The 15,245-nt window shown below is 57.8% G+C and carries 12 protein-coding genes and 2 pseudogenes; 10 read left to right on the forward strand and 4 right to left on the reverse strand.

From position 1 onward, the window contains the following. Positions 1–248: helix-turn-helix domain-containing protein (locus tag BLU35_RS29560; protein ID WP_143033020.1), on the reverse strand; the 248-nt coding region annotated here is incomplete at its 3' end. A gap of 392 nt (positions 249–640) precedes the next feature. Between BLU35_RS29560 and BLU35_RS29570 the strand changes: the two genes are divergently transcribed. From BLU35_RS29570 to BLU35_RS29590, 5 genes are all read left to right on the forward strand, one after another. Then, a complete protein-coding gene (locus tag BLU35_RS29570; RefSeq protein WP_093235720.1) occupies positions 641–1,852 on the forward strand; it encodes an IS256 family transposase in 1,212 nt (403 codons plus the stop codon). 135 nt (positions 1,853–1,987) lie between these two features. Beyond that, complete coding sequence (locus tag BLU35_RS29575) at positions 1,988–4,018, forward strand: DEAD/DEAH box helicase (protein ID WP_093235721.1); 2,031 nt, start codon at positions 1,988–1,990, stop codon at positions 4,016–4,018. A 247-nt stretch (positions 4,019–4,265) separates the two neighbouring features. Continuing rightward, positions 4,266–4,742, forward strand: a complete 477-nt coding sequence (locus BLU35_RS29580; protein ID WP_093235723.1) for a hypothetical protein — start codon at positions 4,266–4,268, stop codon at positions 4,740–4,742. A 183-nt stretch (positions 4,743–4,925) separates the two neighbouring features. After that, positions 4,926–6,890 (forward strand): ATP-binding protein, encoded by a 1,965-nt coding sequence (locus BLU35_RS29585; RefSeq protein WP_093235724.1) that lies wholly within the window; start codon positions 4,926–4,928, stop codon positions 6,888–6,890. A gap of 82 nt (positions 6,891–6,972) precedes the next feature. Continuing rightward, a complete protein-coding gene (locus tag BLU35_RS29590) occupies positions 6,973–8,331 on the forward strand; it encodes a Shedu immune nuclease family protein (protein WP_176907488.1) in 1,359 nt (452 codons plus the stop codon). 249 nt (positions 8,332–8,580) lie between these two features. On the opposite strand, the gene BLU35_RS29595 is transcribed toward BLU35_RS29590, so the two are convergent. Both BLU35_RS29595 and BLU35_RS29600 read right to left on the reverse strand, forming a co-directional pair. Continuing rightward, positions 8,581–9,435, reverse strand: a complete 855-nt coding sequence (locus tag BLU35_RS29595; RefSeq protein ID WP_093235726.1) for a restriction endonuclease — start codon at positions 9,433–9,435, stop codon at positions 8,581–8,583. Between the two features lie 199 nt (positions 9,436–9,634). Next, a complete protein-coding gene (locus BLU35_RS29600; RefSeq protein ID WP_093235728.1) occupies positions 9,635–10,774 on the reverse strand; it encodes an RHE_PE00001 family protein in 1,140 nt (379 codons plus the stop codon). Between the two features lie 186 nt (positions 10,775–10,960). Between BLU35_RS29600 and BLU35_RS29605 the strand changes: the two genes are divergently transcribed. From BLU35_RS29605 to BLU35_RS29620, 4 genes are all read left to right on the forward strand, one after another. Beyond that, a complete protein-coding gene (locus BLU35_RS29605) occupies positions 10,961–11,218 on the forward strand; it encodes a type II toxin-antitoxin system VapB family antitoxin (protein ID WP_093235730.1) in 258 nt (85 codons plus the stop codon). Beyond that, complete coding sequence (locus BLU35_RS29610) at positions 11,215–11,619, forward strand: type II toxin-antitoxin system VapC family toxin (protein ID WP_093235731.1); 405 nt, start codon at positions 11,215–11,217, stop codon at positions 11,617–11,619. Before BLU35_RS29605 ends, BLU35_RS29610 begins: the two co-directional genes overlap by 4 nt. Next, positions 11,592–12,773 carry a tyrosine-type recombinase/integrase gene (locus BLU35_RS29615; protein WP_093235733.1) on the forward strand — a complete coding sequence of 394 codons (1,182 nt, stop codon included), beginning with the start codon at positions 11,592–11,594 and terminating at the stop codon, positions 12,771–12,773. The genes BLU35_RS29610 and BLU35_RS29615 overlap by 28 nt, the downstream gene beginning before the upstream one ends. Before the next feature lie 85 nt (positions 12,774–12,858). Next, complete coding sequence (locus BLU35_RS29620) at positions 12,859–14,025, forward strand: ATP-binding protein (RefSeq protein WP_093235734.1); 1,167 nt, start codon at positions 12,859–12,861, stop codon at positions 14,023–14,025. 100 nt (positions 14,026–14,125) lie between these two features. Here the strand turns inward: BLU35_RS29620 and repC are convergent. Continuing rightward, positions 14,126–14,295 (reverse strand): annotated as a pseudogene (gene repC / locus BLU35_RS36410) (replication initiation protein RepC); the annotation flags it as partial. A 230-nt stretch (positions 14,296–14,525) separates the two neighbouring features. Here repC and BLU35_RS29625 point away from each other — a divergent pair. Further along, a pseudogene (locus BLU35_RS29625) lies at positions 14,526–14,834 on the forward strand (recombinase family protein); the annotation flags it as partial. Positions 14,835–15,245 lie beyond the last annotated feature (411 nt).

The raw sequence follows: 15,245 nt of genomic DNA on the forward strand, positions 1-15,245 counted from the left end.
GACTGCGGGCCGGGAGCCTTGCCATTGATCAGGCCTTGGGGACCACGTTCGTTGAACCGCATGACCCAGTCCCGAACAATTTGGAGCGTGACGTTGCCGAGGCGGGCGGCATCGGAACGCGAGCCTCCATCGTAGATCGACGCGAGTGCCAACAGACGTCGTGCCTGGGCTGCGTCCTTCGTCTGCCGCGCCAGTCGCCGCAGACCTTCTCCATCAAAATCGTCACGTAATGAAATCCCTGATCGCATCGCAGACCTCCGGTTTGCACGAGAGATTCAGATTCATCGCGCTTTGGGAAGGCCAAAGAGTCGAGGTCAGCGAGGCGGCGTATGAGTTGCGATCTTATGTGGGTTTTCTGTTCCGCTGCTACTCGAATTCCACCATCGGCCGAGAGTACCCGCGGATGGTCAGCCCATGGTGGGACCGACGCAACGATTTCAACGAGATACCTCGGGACTGAGGGTGAGATATGGCCGGCTTAGATCGATAGCGTCCGCGTAGCTGGTGTAATTTCGGAGGCGATTTGAGTGGAGGAAGCGGTGGAGATTGCGCTGCGTTTTCCGCGAGACGTCAGGTGGGCACCGGGCCCGTCGGAGAAGGTGGAGTTGCGAGACTTCAACCTGACCGAAAGGAAAACCCGATGACCGACGACAGATTACCTCTTGCCGAGCTTGCCGCGAAGAGCGGCGATCCAGATTTTCTTCGTGCGATTGCCGAAAGCGTCCTGCAAATGATCATGGAGGCCGATGTTGATGGGCTGATTGGAGCCGGACGCTACGAGCGTGGCGAAAGCCGCCAGACCTGGCGCAACGGCTATCGCGACCGATCCCTCGACACGCGGCTCGGCACCTTGAACCTGAAGATCCCGAAGATGCGCTCGGGCAGCTATTTTCCCGGCTTTCTTGAGCCGAGAAAGACGGTGGAGAAAGCCCTTGTCGCCGTCATCCAGGAGGCGTGGATCAATGGCGTCTCGACCCGCAAGGTCGATGAACTGGTGCAGGCCATGGGTATGACGGGCATCTCGAAGTCATCCGTATCGAAGCTCTGCAAGGACATCGACGAACGTGTGAATGCCTTCCTCAGACGCCCTCTTTCCGGTGCTTGGCCATATTTGTGGTTGGACGCCACCTATTTGAAGATGCGTGAAGGCGGGCGCATCGTCTCGGTCGCGGCAATAATCGCGGTGGCTGTCGACACGGATGGCAAGAGGGAGATCGTCGGCCTGCATATCGGCCCTTCCGAAGCCGAACCGTTCTGGACGTCATTCCTGCGTGATCTGGTGCGCCGAGGGCTGACCGGCGTCAAGCTGGTTATCTCTGACGCTCATGAGGGACTGAAATCGGCCATCGTCCGTGTGCTCGGTGCGACCTGGCAGAGATGCCGGGTTCATGCCATGCGTAATGCGCTCGCCTATGTGCCCAAGGGCCAGCATACCATGGTCGCGGCCGCGATCCGCCAGGCATTCATCCAGCCGGACCGTGACGGTGCCGTTCAAACTTGGCGGCATGTCGCCGACCGGCTCCGGGCCAGATGGCCGAAGCTCGGCACATTCATGGACGACGCTGAAACCGACGTGCTCGCCTACATGGCGTTTCCTTCCCAGCATCGCACCAAGCTTCACAGCACGAATCCACTGGAGCGTCTGAACAAGGAAGTGAAGCGCCGTGCCGATGTCGTCGGCATCTTTCCCAACGAAGACAGCATCATCCGCTTGATCGGAGCCGTCCTCCTCGAAGCCAACGACGAATGGCAGCTCCAGCATCGATACATGCAGATCGAGGGAATGGCAGAGCTAAACCCACCGACAATCGAGGAGGAAAAGCCCCTTCAGATTACACCGAAAGCCGCCTGATCATGACGGCCCGGTTCCACACCCAAAATTACACCAACTTGACGGACGCTATCCTTAGATCGGGCAGTTAACACTGACAGTTTGACATCTCATCTGTCGTTTGCTATCGGTATTTGTCAATTGGTGGGTTCAGACATGACATACGAGACATCTTGGCTTTCTCTCGACGATACTGCTTCCTACCTCGGCATGGGGAAGACTGCTCTCTACGCGTTGGCGCGCGAGGGGAAGATCCCTGCGCGGAAGCTGGGCAAGAAGTGGACATTCGAAAAAGCGGGCTTGGATGCCTGGGTTCGGTCGAGTCGCCCGCTGCAGGCATTCTTTCTCGACTTGGAATTCAAGATCGATGGGAACGAGAACCTGCGCGACCCGCAGAGGGAAGGCTACCTTCGGACGTATGAATTTTTCAGAGCTGGCAAGAACAAGGCGATACTGCAGATACCTGTCGGGTGCGGCAAAACGGGCCTAGCTACAATCTTGCCTTTGGGCCTCGCAGAGGGCCGAGTCATCGTGATCGCGCCGAATCTGACGATACGTGACGGCTTGTATGAAGCGATGGACATCACCAACCGTCAAAAGTGTTTCTGGCGGAAAGCCGCAGTACTCAGCCAAGATCAGATGATCTCAGGTCCCTTGGCGACGACCCTTGATAGCGGGAACATTACGGTCGCTTCCAAGTCGCACGTGGTGATCACGAATGTGCAACAGCTCGCCACCAACGTGGACAAGTGGTTGACGCAGTTCCCCGATGATTTCTTTGACATGATCATCGTCGATGAAGCGCACCACAGTGCCGCGGCAAGCTGGCAGCGCGTCATTGAGAGGTTCCCGAAAGCGAAAGTTGTCTTGCTGACCGCCACACCGTTTCGCAGCGATCGTCAGGAGTTGGACGGCCAACTCGTGTTCCGGTACCCATTCAGAAACGCGACTTTGAAAGGCTACATCAAGCGACTGAAGGCGAGCTACGTCGCGCCATCGACCATCCAGCTTAGCTTCACCGATGAGGGCGGAAGAACTTACACACTCGCTGAAGTTGAGAAGCTTAAGGAAGAGGATTGGTTCAGCCGTGGCGTCGCTCTGGCGCGAGTTTGCAACCAGCATATCGTCGACAGCAGTCTTCAGAAGCTCGAGGAGCTTCGACAGAGCGGGACGCAACATCAGCTCATCGCGGTCGCGTGCTCGATCAATCACGCGAGGGAAATCCGCTCACTGTATCAGGAGCGCGGCTTCAACGCCGACGTGATACACAGCAAGCAATCCTCCGATGAACAGGCCGACATCCTGGCGGCACTGCGTAATGGGACGCTCGATTGTATCATCCAAGTTCAGATGCTCGGTGAAGGTTTTGACCACCCAAAACTGAGCGTAGCCGCCATTTTCAGGCCGTTCCGCTCGCTCGCACCCTACATCCAGTTCGTCGGCCGAGTGATGCGTGTGGTGGTGCAGAACGATCCCACACACCCAGACAATATGGGGCACATCGTTACGCATCTCGGCATGAACCTGGATCAACGGCTGAAGGAGTTTAAGGACTTCGAGAATGACGACCAGTCATTCTGGGACAAGGTGATCGGTGGAGAGGAACCGGAGGTTCCGCAGGAGGTGCTGGATGGAACGAAACGGCTCCGCGCCGGAGAAACCGTCGTCGTCCATGGCGAGATCGTTGATTCGCTTTGGGAGGAGGATTTCACCAGTCTCGAGGACGCGCAGATTGTGGAAGACATTCGCGAGCGCTTCAAACTCCTAGGGCTTGATCCAAGCCAAGTCGAAGAAATGGTGAAGCGAGCGCTCAAATCGCCGTTGCGCAAACAGGAGCCGACGGCGCCGTTCCTTGTTCAGCCGCAACGGGAGTGGGAAGAGGCGAGAAAAAGACTTAACGAGCAGTCGAAACGCTTGGCAACATTGCTGCTCAATCATGTTGAGTTGAATGTAAATGGAACGGAACTGACCTACAAGTACCGCTCGCTCAAGCTCTCTGGGCGAACGAATTTTATCTCTGCACTGACGATGGTCAATCACGAGATTAACAAGCGTCTCGGCAAAGATCGGGGCGAAGCATCGATCGAAGAGTTCCGGGAGATACTCGATAATCTAGACGACATATTGCAAACGCTGGCTCGCCGAGTCCGAAAGGCAAAGTCTGATTATGACAAAGAAAATTCCTAGAGGGCCGACACCATCGCTCATTGGTGGCGCCAATGGGCGGCCACGCAGGGTCGACGTGTTGCGTAAAGGCAAATGCTATCGCTGTGAGGATACGTTGCTATCGGGCACGAAGTGCATTGAGATTCCGAAGCTAGGCACCGGGTTTTCGGATTCGAAACGGTGTTGCGACGAATGCTATGAGAAGATCATCGCCAAGACCATGAGCGATCTAGAGGAACTGAAGGTTTTGTAGCGGCGGGGGAAAGCGATGGGTGATGGCTACAACTTCAAACAACTAAAAGAGCGTATTCTCGCGCTCAGCTTGGCGACCGATTGGGAGGTTGCGCGGAAAGAGTGGAGCCTCGTGGGCATCCATGAATCGGACGACCCTGAAACTTGTATTTGTGGGCATTTCCCGATTGTTGAAATCTGCGAAATTCACAACCGTGTAACGAAGCGCCGCTCCGAGGTTGGCAACCAATGCGTCAAGCGCTTCCTTGGCCTCAGATCGGATCTGGTTTTCACCGCGATCAAGCGTATCCGAAAGGACATCACCAAAAGCCTGAATGCCGATGCGATCGCTTTCTTTTACGAGCGCGGCCAACTCAATACTTGGGAATACACATTTTCACAGGACACTATGGCGAAGCGAAACCTTTCGGCTCTGCAACTTCAAAAAAGAAGGGCTATTAACGAGAAGATCCTCGCCGTAATTGGCCGTCGTGGATTCCAAGGGCCGGAATGAGAAGGGGCCGAGATGTTTCGCCGGCGGAAGAATGTAGACCCTGCCTGTAATGCGTAGTGATAAGAGGCATCGAAATTTTTTAAAACGGGTGCATGCCCACCCGCGCGCTGGGCCGACGCTAGCCAGCGCCATGGCCCACAAGCGTCACGGGGAAATTCGATGTAATATAAAGGGGACAGCAGCGTGGATACGGAAAGATCAAGCCAGGGCGTCCTGTTCGATGACCGCTTCCTGGACAAATACGCCGGGCCGATTATCTCCGATCCCGCGGTGGCCATCGTTGAACTTGTCGCGAACGCTTGGGACGCCTATGCGACGAAGGTGGATATCGTCTGGCCGAAGCGAAGCCAGGACATCCCCTTTTCCATCACCGACAATGGCAAAGGGATGACGCCGGCGCAATTCGAGAGGCGCTGGAAGACCCTTGACTACAATCGCTTCGCCGACGAGGGCACCAAGTCGGCGCCCCCGGCTGATCTGCCAGACTCCCCTCCTCGAAACCCCTATGGCCGAAACGGTAAAGGCCGCCACGCGGCCTTCAAGTTCTCTGACCCTTATCATGTTCGCACGTGGCGGGACGGTATCGAAACCGTCTATGAAATTCGTCGCGGCGTGACCCAGCCATTTGACGTCACGGTGATCAGTTCTCGCGACAATGTCATTGGGCATGGTACGGAGATAGCGGCGACCGCCTCCGACGGCACTTCTATGGACGCGGACACAGCCCGGGAAATCATCGGGACGCGCTTTCTCGCAGACCCAAACTTCGTCGTTACGCTCGACGGAACCTTGGTCACATTCGATGATATCCCGACGCGCAACATCCAGAAGGTCAATGTCGAAGTACCCGGCTTTGGGGTGGTCCAAATCGTCATGATCGATAGTCAGAAAGCCGATCGGACCACAAGGCAGCACGGCATCGCATGGCGCGTAAACTCGCGGCTGGTCGGAAACCCAGGCTGGGTTGGGTTCGACCATGAGCGTATCCTGGACGGGCGAAGCACCGAAGCAAAGCGTTTCCAGTTTATCGTCTCGGCAGACATACTTGAGAATGCAGTGCAGCCGGACTGGAGCGGGTTCCTACCCGATGACCAGGCATGGCAGGCCACGCGGCCGGCCGTCCATGCGCAGATCAAGCAGTACCTTTCTACCTTCTCTGCAGATCGTCGCCGCGAAGCAAAAAATTCGGTTAAGGAACAGCTGGCCAGAACGGTGCGGCAAATGCCTCCCGTTGGGCGCGAACGCTGGAATCAATTCGTGGACGAGGTGATCGATAATTGCCCCTCGATCTCGACGGAGGAGGTCGGCAAGGTTGCCAGCATCCTCGCCAACCTCGAATTGAGCACGTCGAAATTCAGTCTGGTCGGGAAGCTGCACGAGTTACAGCCAGGCGATCTCGATGCGCTTTATGAACTCCTAGACGATTGGACGCTTAGGCTCGCGAAGGATGCCCTCGATGAGATCCAGACCCGCCTGAAGCTGATCGAAGACCTCGATAAAAAGCTTCGCGATGAAACCATGGACGAAGTCGGCGACCTGCAGCCGCTGTTCGAGAGATCGCTGTGGGTTTTCGGCCCTGAATTCGAGAGCCTCGAGTTCACGAGTAACAGGGGTATGACAGAGGTCATTCGCAAAATATTTGGATCGACTGAGGGCGGCAGCCGGCAGCGGCCCGATTTTGTGATGCTGCCAGATGGTAGCGTCGGACTCTATAGCCGTGACGCGCATGATCTCGGACATGAAGTGGATGGCGTGTCACGTCTAGTCGTCGCCGAGATCAAGAAACCCGGTGTGGGCATAGGCTCGGAACAAAAGGATCAAGCGTGGCGGTATGTGAAGGAGCTTAGGAGCAAGGGGCTCCTGACCGAAGCGGCCATGACAACCTGCTACATCCTCGGATCGAGGATCGATGTCGCCGAAGGCGGCAATCGAACCGAATGGGACGGGCGCGTTACGATCATCCCGATGACTTATAATACTTTCATTCGTAGAGCAGAAAAACGAATGCTCGGCCTTCGAGAAAAACTCAAGGAAGCTCCCTTCCTCAAGGAACACGGTGTAGATGGTGATGCCTTCGTCACACCGCCGGTGGATCCCCAACGGGACCTCCTTGAAACTTTTGGCTCGGTTTCGCCGGCGCACTCGTAGGATCAGCATGGCGAGCTTCGGCCCACGATTTGGGGAGGACGACCAAGGCACCTTGTCCCTTGAGGCACGAGGACCTGGCATCGTGGAAGTGTTTTTTCAACCTTCAGCCACGCGACTAAAGATCGCGCGCCGTGAGGGGGACCCTGCGACACGCGTCCTGCTTATGAGGTTCGATGCGAAAACGGACACGACCACGCTCTATCCCGTCAATACCATGCCGACGTCCGCGAGCTTCCTAGCGCCTAAGCACGATCCAATCGTTTCGATCGAGCTGGTACTAAAGAACGGGTTCGCCCACATCGTCGATGATGCCAACGGAGCCGAACATTTCCTCGTACCGAACACTCTCGACGAGGTGCAGATGTACCTTGAGGAGTGCATGCCCTCGGGTTTCACCAAGGACCCGAATTTTGGGCTGGGGCTTGACCGCACACTCTCCTTCATCACCCAAGCGCTGTCAGAGATCGACGGTATCAAGCATTTACGGTTGACCGACCAGAAGACTCTTGAGGTCTCGCGATCGCCCGATAGCAAGACTTTCGAGATGGGCTTTCGCCTTTTTGACGAGTTGCGCCGCGGGGCCAACCGCTTTGATGATAAGGCGCGCGCCTCGAGCAGGAAGAAGAAGCAGCAATCCGCCTACACCAACCTTCTTACCAGGCTCGATCGAACAAAGTTTCCGCTGAAGCTGCTCGAACGTGCACCTGATGATCTGGCGGAAGTCATCGGCGAGTCCATTGTCGATGACCGCCTTTCCGAAAATGACCGGGCCGCCGTCGTCAGGCTCGCCGGCGCGACGGTGCGCAAATCGATAAAAACTCAGCGCGCAGGGCTTGTGAAGCTTCATGACGAGATCGAGCTTGCGTCCCTCGACGAACTGATCGTTCATATGGAGACGCAGTTCGCGGCGAAAGCCACAGAGCTACAATGGCAGAAGCTGTTCGAGGCCAATCCGTTCATCTTGGACATGGCATTTAACGTGCCGGTGCTTTTGCTGCAGGGGCAGGCGCATGTGGGGGGCAAGATCCTGGACGGGTCAGGCGAGAAGATCGCCGATTTCCTGTTCACCAACAAGCTGACCGACAGTATCGCCATCCTTGAGATCAAAACGCCCGGGATGGAGCTTGTTAGCAAGAAGCAGTACCGCGGCGGCGTTCTGGCGCCCTCCCCTGAGCTGGTCGGCGCGGTCGTGCAGACCCTGGACCAGATCGACAAGCTCCGCAGTGATATCTACCGGGTGAAGGCTGTTAACCCCCAGCACAAGCTGGAAACGTATGGCGTCAAAGGTGTTGTGCTGGCAGGTATGATCCCAGATGCCGGGCGGAAACGCTCTTTTGAATTGTATCGAAACAGCCTATCTGGCCTGTCCATCATCACGTTCGACGAACTGCTGGCGAAGCTGAAATCCCTTCGCGAGCTACTGACGGCGAAGCCGGCATAGTAGCCGTGGCGCGGGACGCCGCTCGGGTTCAGCAAGAATGAGATACGCCGCTCAAGGGTCGACCTGGGAAAGACATGGTCCCGGCATAGCCTTGCATTCTTTTGGGCATTCCCAACAAATCGTTGGGAGTAAAAAGTCTCTTCCAACAAGCCAGCTCGACTGCGGCCTCGGCGCGAACTATCGTCGGGTCTGGTAAAATCGGTCGCAATTCACTTGGGAGCGTCGCAAATACCTGCTGTTGTTCAGCGTTTAGTGATGCAGTATGTGGCGGACTAATGGGAGCTTTTCCACAATTCCTACTGAATTGATCTCGTCCTTGGAGCGGTACATCGTACGCTGCGCGATCTGAAGAGCGTCATAGAACCGTTGTGCATCGTACAATTCAACTCTGTATCCCGACTTGAGATAGCGTTCAGCCGTTGAATCCGCGCCTGATTGGAACCTGGAAGTGGTAACGAAGATCCCGCGCGTCATCCCGTCGAGGACCAGAGCGCCGACAAGCGAACGAATCTGCTCAACTTCTATGCTGCCCTTATATCTCTTTACCTGGACGCCGATCCTGCTCGAGCCGGACCCGAGGATGACGTCGATACCATCATCCCCCGAGTGACCGGTCACAATCGCGTCGTATCCCAGACCCTTGAACACACTTGCGACTACTTCTTCAAATTTTTTCGGTGCGAGCTCAAACCGTTGATCGTAGCGTGCAGTGAGATAATCACGAATCTCGTCCAAAGGAGCTTCTATATCTGCAACGTCAAGGTTTTTGAGCGCCGCTGTACCTTGGTACAAGTCGAAACAATTTTCAGCAGGGTTGATCCATTCAGCGATCCGTTGGGCTTTCCACCACCCGCACGCCGGGCAGACATCTATGTTCAGGCTCTGAAATTCATGCTGCTCAGGCCAACGGGGAGGAACAGGGGTGACATTGCGTTTATCTTCCGACGCGACGTTCACAAGTTCGCAGTTGCAGAAGGGGCAGCGAACCTCGTGATAAAGCCCTACCAGCCTGCGTCCTTCAGGCGTTCCCTCGCGGACGCGCACGGCTTTGACCCCATAAGGAAAATCTTCTTCCCTTAAATCCGAGTAGGTCCAGATCGACATCGGCTCAAACTTCCTTCTTTAGAGATCCAGTTTTACTCGATCGCGGTTCAAGAAGTCCACTTTACAGAAAATGCATGTCAACCATGAAGCCCTCGTTTTCGATAAGTAACGAACACTCTCAGAAGCGATATTTTTAACAACATTCTTCGAGGCATCGACACATTGCTTTGCGGCACTCGTCGCGGAGCCAGTGATCGGCTCACATCACTCCCCAAGCACGAAACCTCCCCCTCCCGGTCATCTCCCGCAAGCCCAATTCCAAAACAATCCGCCGCGCCGCCTGCGGCGTCACCCCGAGCGTCCTCGCCACCATGCCGGCCGACACCAGCGGTTTTGCCATCACCAGTTCAACGAGCTCCGGCAGTTTAGACGACGTCCGCCGCCCCTCGAGCTTCCGCTCCATCATTGTTTTCACGAGTGCGAGCCGGTCATGCTCCTTCATGCCAATCTCGGCGGCCGCCAAAAAGCCGTGGGCGATGGCGACCAGCCTCGTCTCCCGATCGCGATGCCGGCGCCGATCCACGGGTATGGTTTTGAGGCCAAGATTGATCGCGGCCAGATGGGCGCCGGTGGTGACGCCGGCCTGGCGCAGGATGGAGGCGGCAAATAGCCGGCCGAGCCACGGCGCGTGCTGCAGGACGGGCAGCTCGTTCCAGGCATCGAGCGCGACGATGACCTGCAGCACCGCCGGCAGGTGTTCGACCTGACGCAACACGCCGCGCCATTCATCGAGCCGCGCGTCTTCGTCCCAGTCGAGATCATAAACGAGAGGGTCTCGCTCGCCGGTATCAGCGCGCCCGGGCCGGCTTGCGCTCTCGATCGCCGCCTTCGATCGGGCCAGCACCGCATCGATGGCGGCATAGTCGACGCCGGGAAGACTTTCAACGTCGTCGGCGTTTTCCCCCTCCCCTTCCGGATCGGTTGCGACCGCGCGCCGTATGGCAGCGCCCGTCGCCGCCTCGTCCGCATCAACAGATGTGTTCTCCGCGGTTCTTCTTAGCATCCGAATGCCGTCGGCCGACAGTGCCCAACCTGGGAGCTGGGAAGCGATGCGCCGGCGGGTTTTCAAAACATCGCGGGCGATGGTCAGTTCGTGGGTCGGGGTGCGGATGTCTTTTGTCGCGTCGTGCAGCACCAGGTCCTCGAGATGGACGAGTTCACCGTCAATCCAGAGGGAGGCACAGGCATCGACGAAATTTTGGCGTTCGATCCAGCCGCTTCCAACCGGCGAACGGGCGATGCGCTCGTCGAGACGCGTCAGAGCGACACCAGCTTCGAAAGCCGGCCGCATCGGGGCTGTCATGCTGATTTTGGACAGATCGTAAGCCATTGAAATCATGGTAAATGATTTCTTACACGAACTCTATCTGAATATTACGGTTCGCCACTGGATATGATGCATCAGCGCACGCCTAACCATCGATAGGTTTCAAGTATCGATAATTAGCCATCTCGCTGCAATTCCTTGCCATCTTCCTGCGCAATGACTATCTTGAAGGCAGGAATTTGATCAGGAAATTGCCCAATGTCCGAGCCGCAGCTTTCCATCCGCAGCGCCAAAGCCAAAGAACTTGCGCACGCACTGGCGCGTCGCACCGGCATGCCGATGAGCAAGCTGGTCGAGCGTGCCCTCGAGCGCTATGACAACGAGCTCCGCCAGCAATCTGCCCGGGCGCCGATCGATGTGTTGACGGATTTGATGGCCGAAGGCCGGCATGCGGTCCCGGCCGGCACGACATCGGCCCATGACGATTTCTATGACGAGCACGGTTTGCCTCGATGATCGCTGTCGATACATCGGTCATTCTGTCGATGGCGCTGGGGGAGCCGGAGGCCGAACGCTTCACGGCGTTGATCGGCCGCGGGGCCGTCGCGATCGGCTGGCCGACCCTGCTGGAGGCGCGCATGGTGCTGACGGGCAAAGGATTTCCCAACGCTTCAAAAATCGTCGATCAGTTTGTCCAGTTGCCCAACGTCACGGCGATTGCTTTCGACGAGGCGCATTACCGGGAAGCGGAACGAGCCTTCGACAGCTTCGGCAAAGGCCGCCATCCGGCCTCGCTCAACATGGGCGACTGTTTTTCCTATGCTGTTGCGAGAATTTCTAAGGCCCCCCTTCTCTACAAGGGCCACGATTTCGGAAGGACCGATCTGAAATGCCACCCCGCGTCGGCCGGCCCCTGAACGAGCCTCTCTCCACCGCAACGCTCAAGCGCGCCGAAGAGCTCGACGCGCTTGATTCCATCCTGCCCTTCGATCGACGCGACCAGCTCGCTGTGCTTCTCACCGACGACGATGTCGCTACGCTCAAGCATCTCGCTAGCGAAGGCATGGGCGACAATACGCTGCGCGCACTTGCCTCCGATCTCGGCTACCTCGAGGCCTGGTGCCAGCTGGCCACCGGCAGCCCCCTCCCCTGGCCGGCGCCGGAAAGCCTGCTGCTGAAATTCGTCGCCCACCACCTTTGGGATCCGATCAAACGGGCCGAGGACTCCGATCACGGGATGCCGGTTGACGTCGAGGCCGGCTTGCGGGACAGCCGCCTACTGCGCGCCAACGGTCCGCATGCCCCCGCGACCGTGCGGCGCCGCTTGACCAGCTGGTCGATCCTGACGCGTTGGCGCGGCCTGACAGGCGCCTTCGACGGTCCCTCGCTCAAATCCGCGCTGCGACTTGCGGTCCGCGCCAGCGCGCGGCCGCGGCAACGCAAGAGCAGACAAGTGGTCACCCGCGACATCCTGGCGAAGCTGCTGGACGCCTGCGCGGGTGAACGCCTGGTCGATCTTCGCGATCGGGCACTACTTCTGACCGCGTTCGCCTCCGGCGGCCGCCGCCGGTCGGAAGTGGCGGCGCTGCGTGTTGAGGACATCACCGACGAGGACCCCGTCCAGGCGGATCCATCGATCCCGGACTCCCCTCCCCTTCCCTGCCTCGCCATCCGTCTGGGCCGGACGAAGACGACCACCAGCGATGACGACGAACATGTTCTGCTGATCGGCCGGCCGGTGCTGGCGTTGAAACGCTGGCTCGAGGAAGCTGACATCAAAGACGGCGCCGTTTTTCGCGGTATTGACCAATGGGGGAACATCGATCGGCGCGCCCTCACACCGCAGTCGGTCAACCTGGTCCTGAAAGGCCGTTGCAGGCAGGCCGGGCTCGACCCGACACTGTTTTCGGCGCACGGACTGCGATCAGGCTACCTGACCGAGGCGGCCAATCGCGGCATACCACTGCCTGAAGCCATGCAGCAGTCATTGCACAAATCGGTGACGCAGGCGGCGCGCTATTACAACAACGCGGAGCGAAAACAGGGGCGAGCAGCGCGCGTATTTTTCTAAAGTCGCCCCGCCCGGAAACCCGCCAGCGGACCCGGAAATCAATCTTTACCTTGCATTTCTGGAATCTCACTCCATAAATGCAAGGATGCTCGAGCGCCAAATAGCCACCACGTTAACAGAACTCATCGATACGAACCCCGCCGTCGCGCTCATTGGACCGCGCCAGGTTGGAAAAACGACGTTAGCGCTCGCAATCGCCGAGCAGCGGCCATCGGTCTATCTTGATCTTGAATCCGATGCCGATCGCACCAAACTGAGCGAACCAGAGCTCTACCTTGAGCAACATAGAGACAAGCTTGTCATCCTTGACGAGGTTCATCGGCTGCCCAACCTTTTTCAGAACTTGCGTGGCTTGATCGATCGCGGCCGAAGATCAGGCAAACGATCGGGGCAGTTTCTCCTGCTGGGTTCGGCGTCTATAGACCTGCTGAAGCAGTCCGGCGAAACTCTTGCCGGTCGGATCGCTTATCTTGAGATGCACCCAATCGATGGCCTCGAGGTAGCGGATAAGGATATCAACCCTCTCTGGGTCCGAGGAGGCTTCCCGGACAGCTTTCTCGCCGTCAACGATCGGGCCAGCTCTCGCTGGAGGCAGGACTTCATACGAACATACCTGGAGCGCGACATCCCCCAGTTCGGCCCTCGAATCCCGGCCGAAACCCTCAGGCGGTTCTGGACGATGCTGGCACATCATCAATCGGGTCTCCTAAACGCCGCTGAATTTGCTCGTGCACTGGGGGTTGATGGCAAGACCGTTGCGAGCTACCTCGATCTACTTGTCGATCTCCTGTTGGTTCGGAGGCTCGAACCTTGGCACTCCAATGTGGGCAAGCGCCTGGTAAAATCGCCCCGCGTATATGTTCGCGACAGTGGCATAGCTCACACCCTTCTGGGATTGACGAACCAAGAACAAGTCCTCGGACATCCTGTCGCGGGGGCGAGCTGGGAAGGTTTCGTCATTGAAACTCTCTCCGGAGCCGTGCCTTACGGCACCCAATTGAACTTTTATCGAACAGCAGCGGGTGCCGAGATAGATCTCCTCATCACCCCGCCCGGTGGGCGCCCCTGGGCCATCGAAATCAAACGTAGCCTCTCTCCAAAACTCGAGAAAGGGTTTTACCTCGCTTGTGAGGCGATAGATCCCGAAAGACGACTGGTCATCTATCCCGGCTCGGAAACGTACCCTTTGAGCGAACAGGTCGAAGCAATGCCACTTCCGTCCGCCGGAAAGCTCCTACGAGGTCTCGCCTGATCGCCTATAAATCGAGACCCATTGGAGGAGCGCTGAGCTCCGTCAGCTCAGTCGCATTCACAAGATCGCCTGCCTCGGATACCCGCACTGCACACTGTCGCTACGAAGCCTCGCGCCCTGAGCCTGCATTTGCACGCATCAGCGCCGGCAGCATTGGTCCGAGTGAAAACTCCCCACGCTCGGCCTTTCGCGTCCAATCGCGCTAATAGCCGCCGGCCGAGTTGATGTGTCCTGCCGCTCGAGAGTTGAGGCGATGATGGGAGCTGCATTTCCGCCACAGAAGCCCGCTGGTGCGGTTTCGTTACAGCCTGCGGTCCGTCAGTCATCCGCATCCACAATTGGAGTCTGGCGGGCTTCCATTCACACTATAAAACACGCTTGCAACCGGTCAATTTCTCATGCATTTCGTATCTGTACAGATCACGTTCGAGCGGGCCGTTCAAAAGTGCTATGGCGAAGCGACAAACAGTTAACGTCCAACAACCTCCCAAGCGGCTGATCGGCTACGCAATCGCCACGGTCACGACTGGACCGTTGAGCGCCTTCGTCGCGCCGTTCATCGCTTGGTCCGCGAAAAGCTCGCGGAGAAAAAACTCCTGGCCCGGTCCCCTCGCCGCGCCCCCGAGGACCATCTGATGAAGCTGGTGGCGGCGATCGCCATTGCCGATCCCGACCTGTCGCTTCGCGACATTGCCGCGCAACTGGACCAGATGGGCGAACGGCCTGTGCGCGGCGGCAAGAAGTGGCAGCCCTCCTCCGTTCGAGACTTGCTGGACGAAGCCCACCGCTTCGGCCTTATCCGCCGCTGAGGACCCGGTTCATCAGGCGACCGATCACGCGGTCTTTTTCTGGATAAGGCGAAAAACTCGCTGAACCTGGCAGAGTCCGCCGATCTTGGCCCATGTCGCATCGCAGGAAAACAGCTAAATTGAGATCCGATGATCCTCGAAGACTGACAAGGTAAATCTGCGTCAAGCACCGCTTTATCCGCCACCCGATCGTGGGCCTATTCGACTCGGTACGCTTTGCGGCGGTGGTCCAGGCGTCGTTGCCTTCTCGGATCGCGTGCCTTAGCGTTGCCGTTCGGTGCATGTCGATTGCCCCCGTCTACGCGAGCGTACATGCGCTTGCTATTCGGATGCGATCCTACCGCTAGCGGCCGACATAGTTGCGGTCGATCAGCCGACGCATTGGCACTTGATCGCGTCGCGGCGTTAGCC

The sequence above is a fragment of the Sinorhizobium sp. NFACC03 genome (assembly GCF_900103435.1).
In the GTDB taxonomy this organism is placed as follows: domain Bacteria; phylum Pseudomonadota; class Alphaproteobacteria; order Rhizobiales; family Rhizobiaceae; genus Ensifer.

Bases quoted from the DNA above. Each gene is read 5' to 3' on its own strand.
- BLU35_RS29570 (WP_093235720.1), top strand. From the start codon at position 641: ATGACCGACGACAGATTACCTCTTGCCGAGCTTGCCGCGAAGAGCGGC.
- BLU35_RS29575 (WP_093235721.1), top strand. From the start codon at position 1,988: ATGACATACGAGACATCTTGGCTTTCTCTCGACGATACTGCTTCCTAC.
- BLU35_RS29580 (WP_093235723.1), top strand. From the start codon at position 4,266: ATGGGTGATGGCTACAACTTCAAACAACTAAAAGAGCGTATTCTCGCG.
- BLU35_RS29595 (WP_093235726.1), bottom strand. From the start codon at position 9,435: ATGTCGATCTGGACCTACTCGGATTTAAGGGAAGAAGATTTTCCTTAT.
- BLU35_RS29600 (WP_093235728.1), bottom strand. From the start codon at position 10,774: ATGATTTCAATGGCTTACGATCTGTCCAAAATCAGCATGACAGCCCCG.
- BLU35_RS29605 (WP_093235730.1), top strand. From the start codon at position 10,961: ATGTCCGAGCCGCAGCTTTCCATCCGCAGCGCCAAAGCCAAAGAACTT.
- BLU35_RS29610 (WP_093235731.1), top strand. From the start codon at position 11,215: ATGATCGCTGTCGATACATCGGTCATTCTGTCGATGGCGCTGGGGGAG.
- BLU35_RS29615 (WP_093235733.1), top strand. From the start codon at position 11,592: ATGCCACCCCGCGTCGGCCGGCCCCTGAACGAGCCTCTCTCCACCGCA.
- BLU35_RS29620 (WP_093235734.1), top strand. From the start codon at position 12,859: ATGCTCGAGCGCCAAATAGCCACCACGTTAACAGAACTCATCGATACG.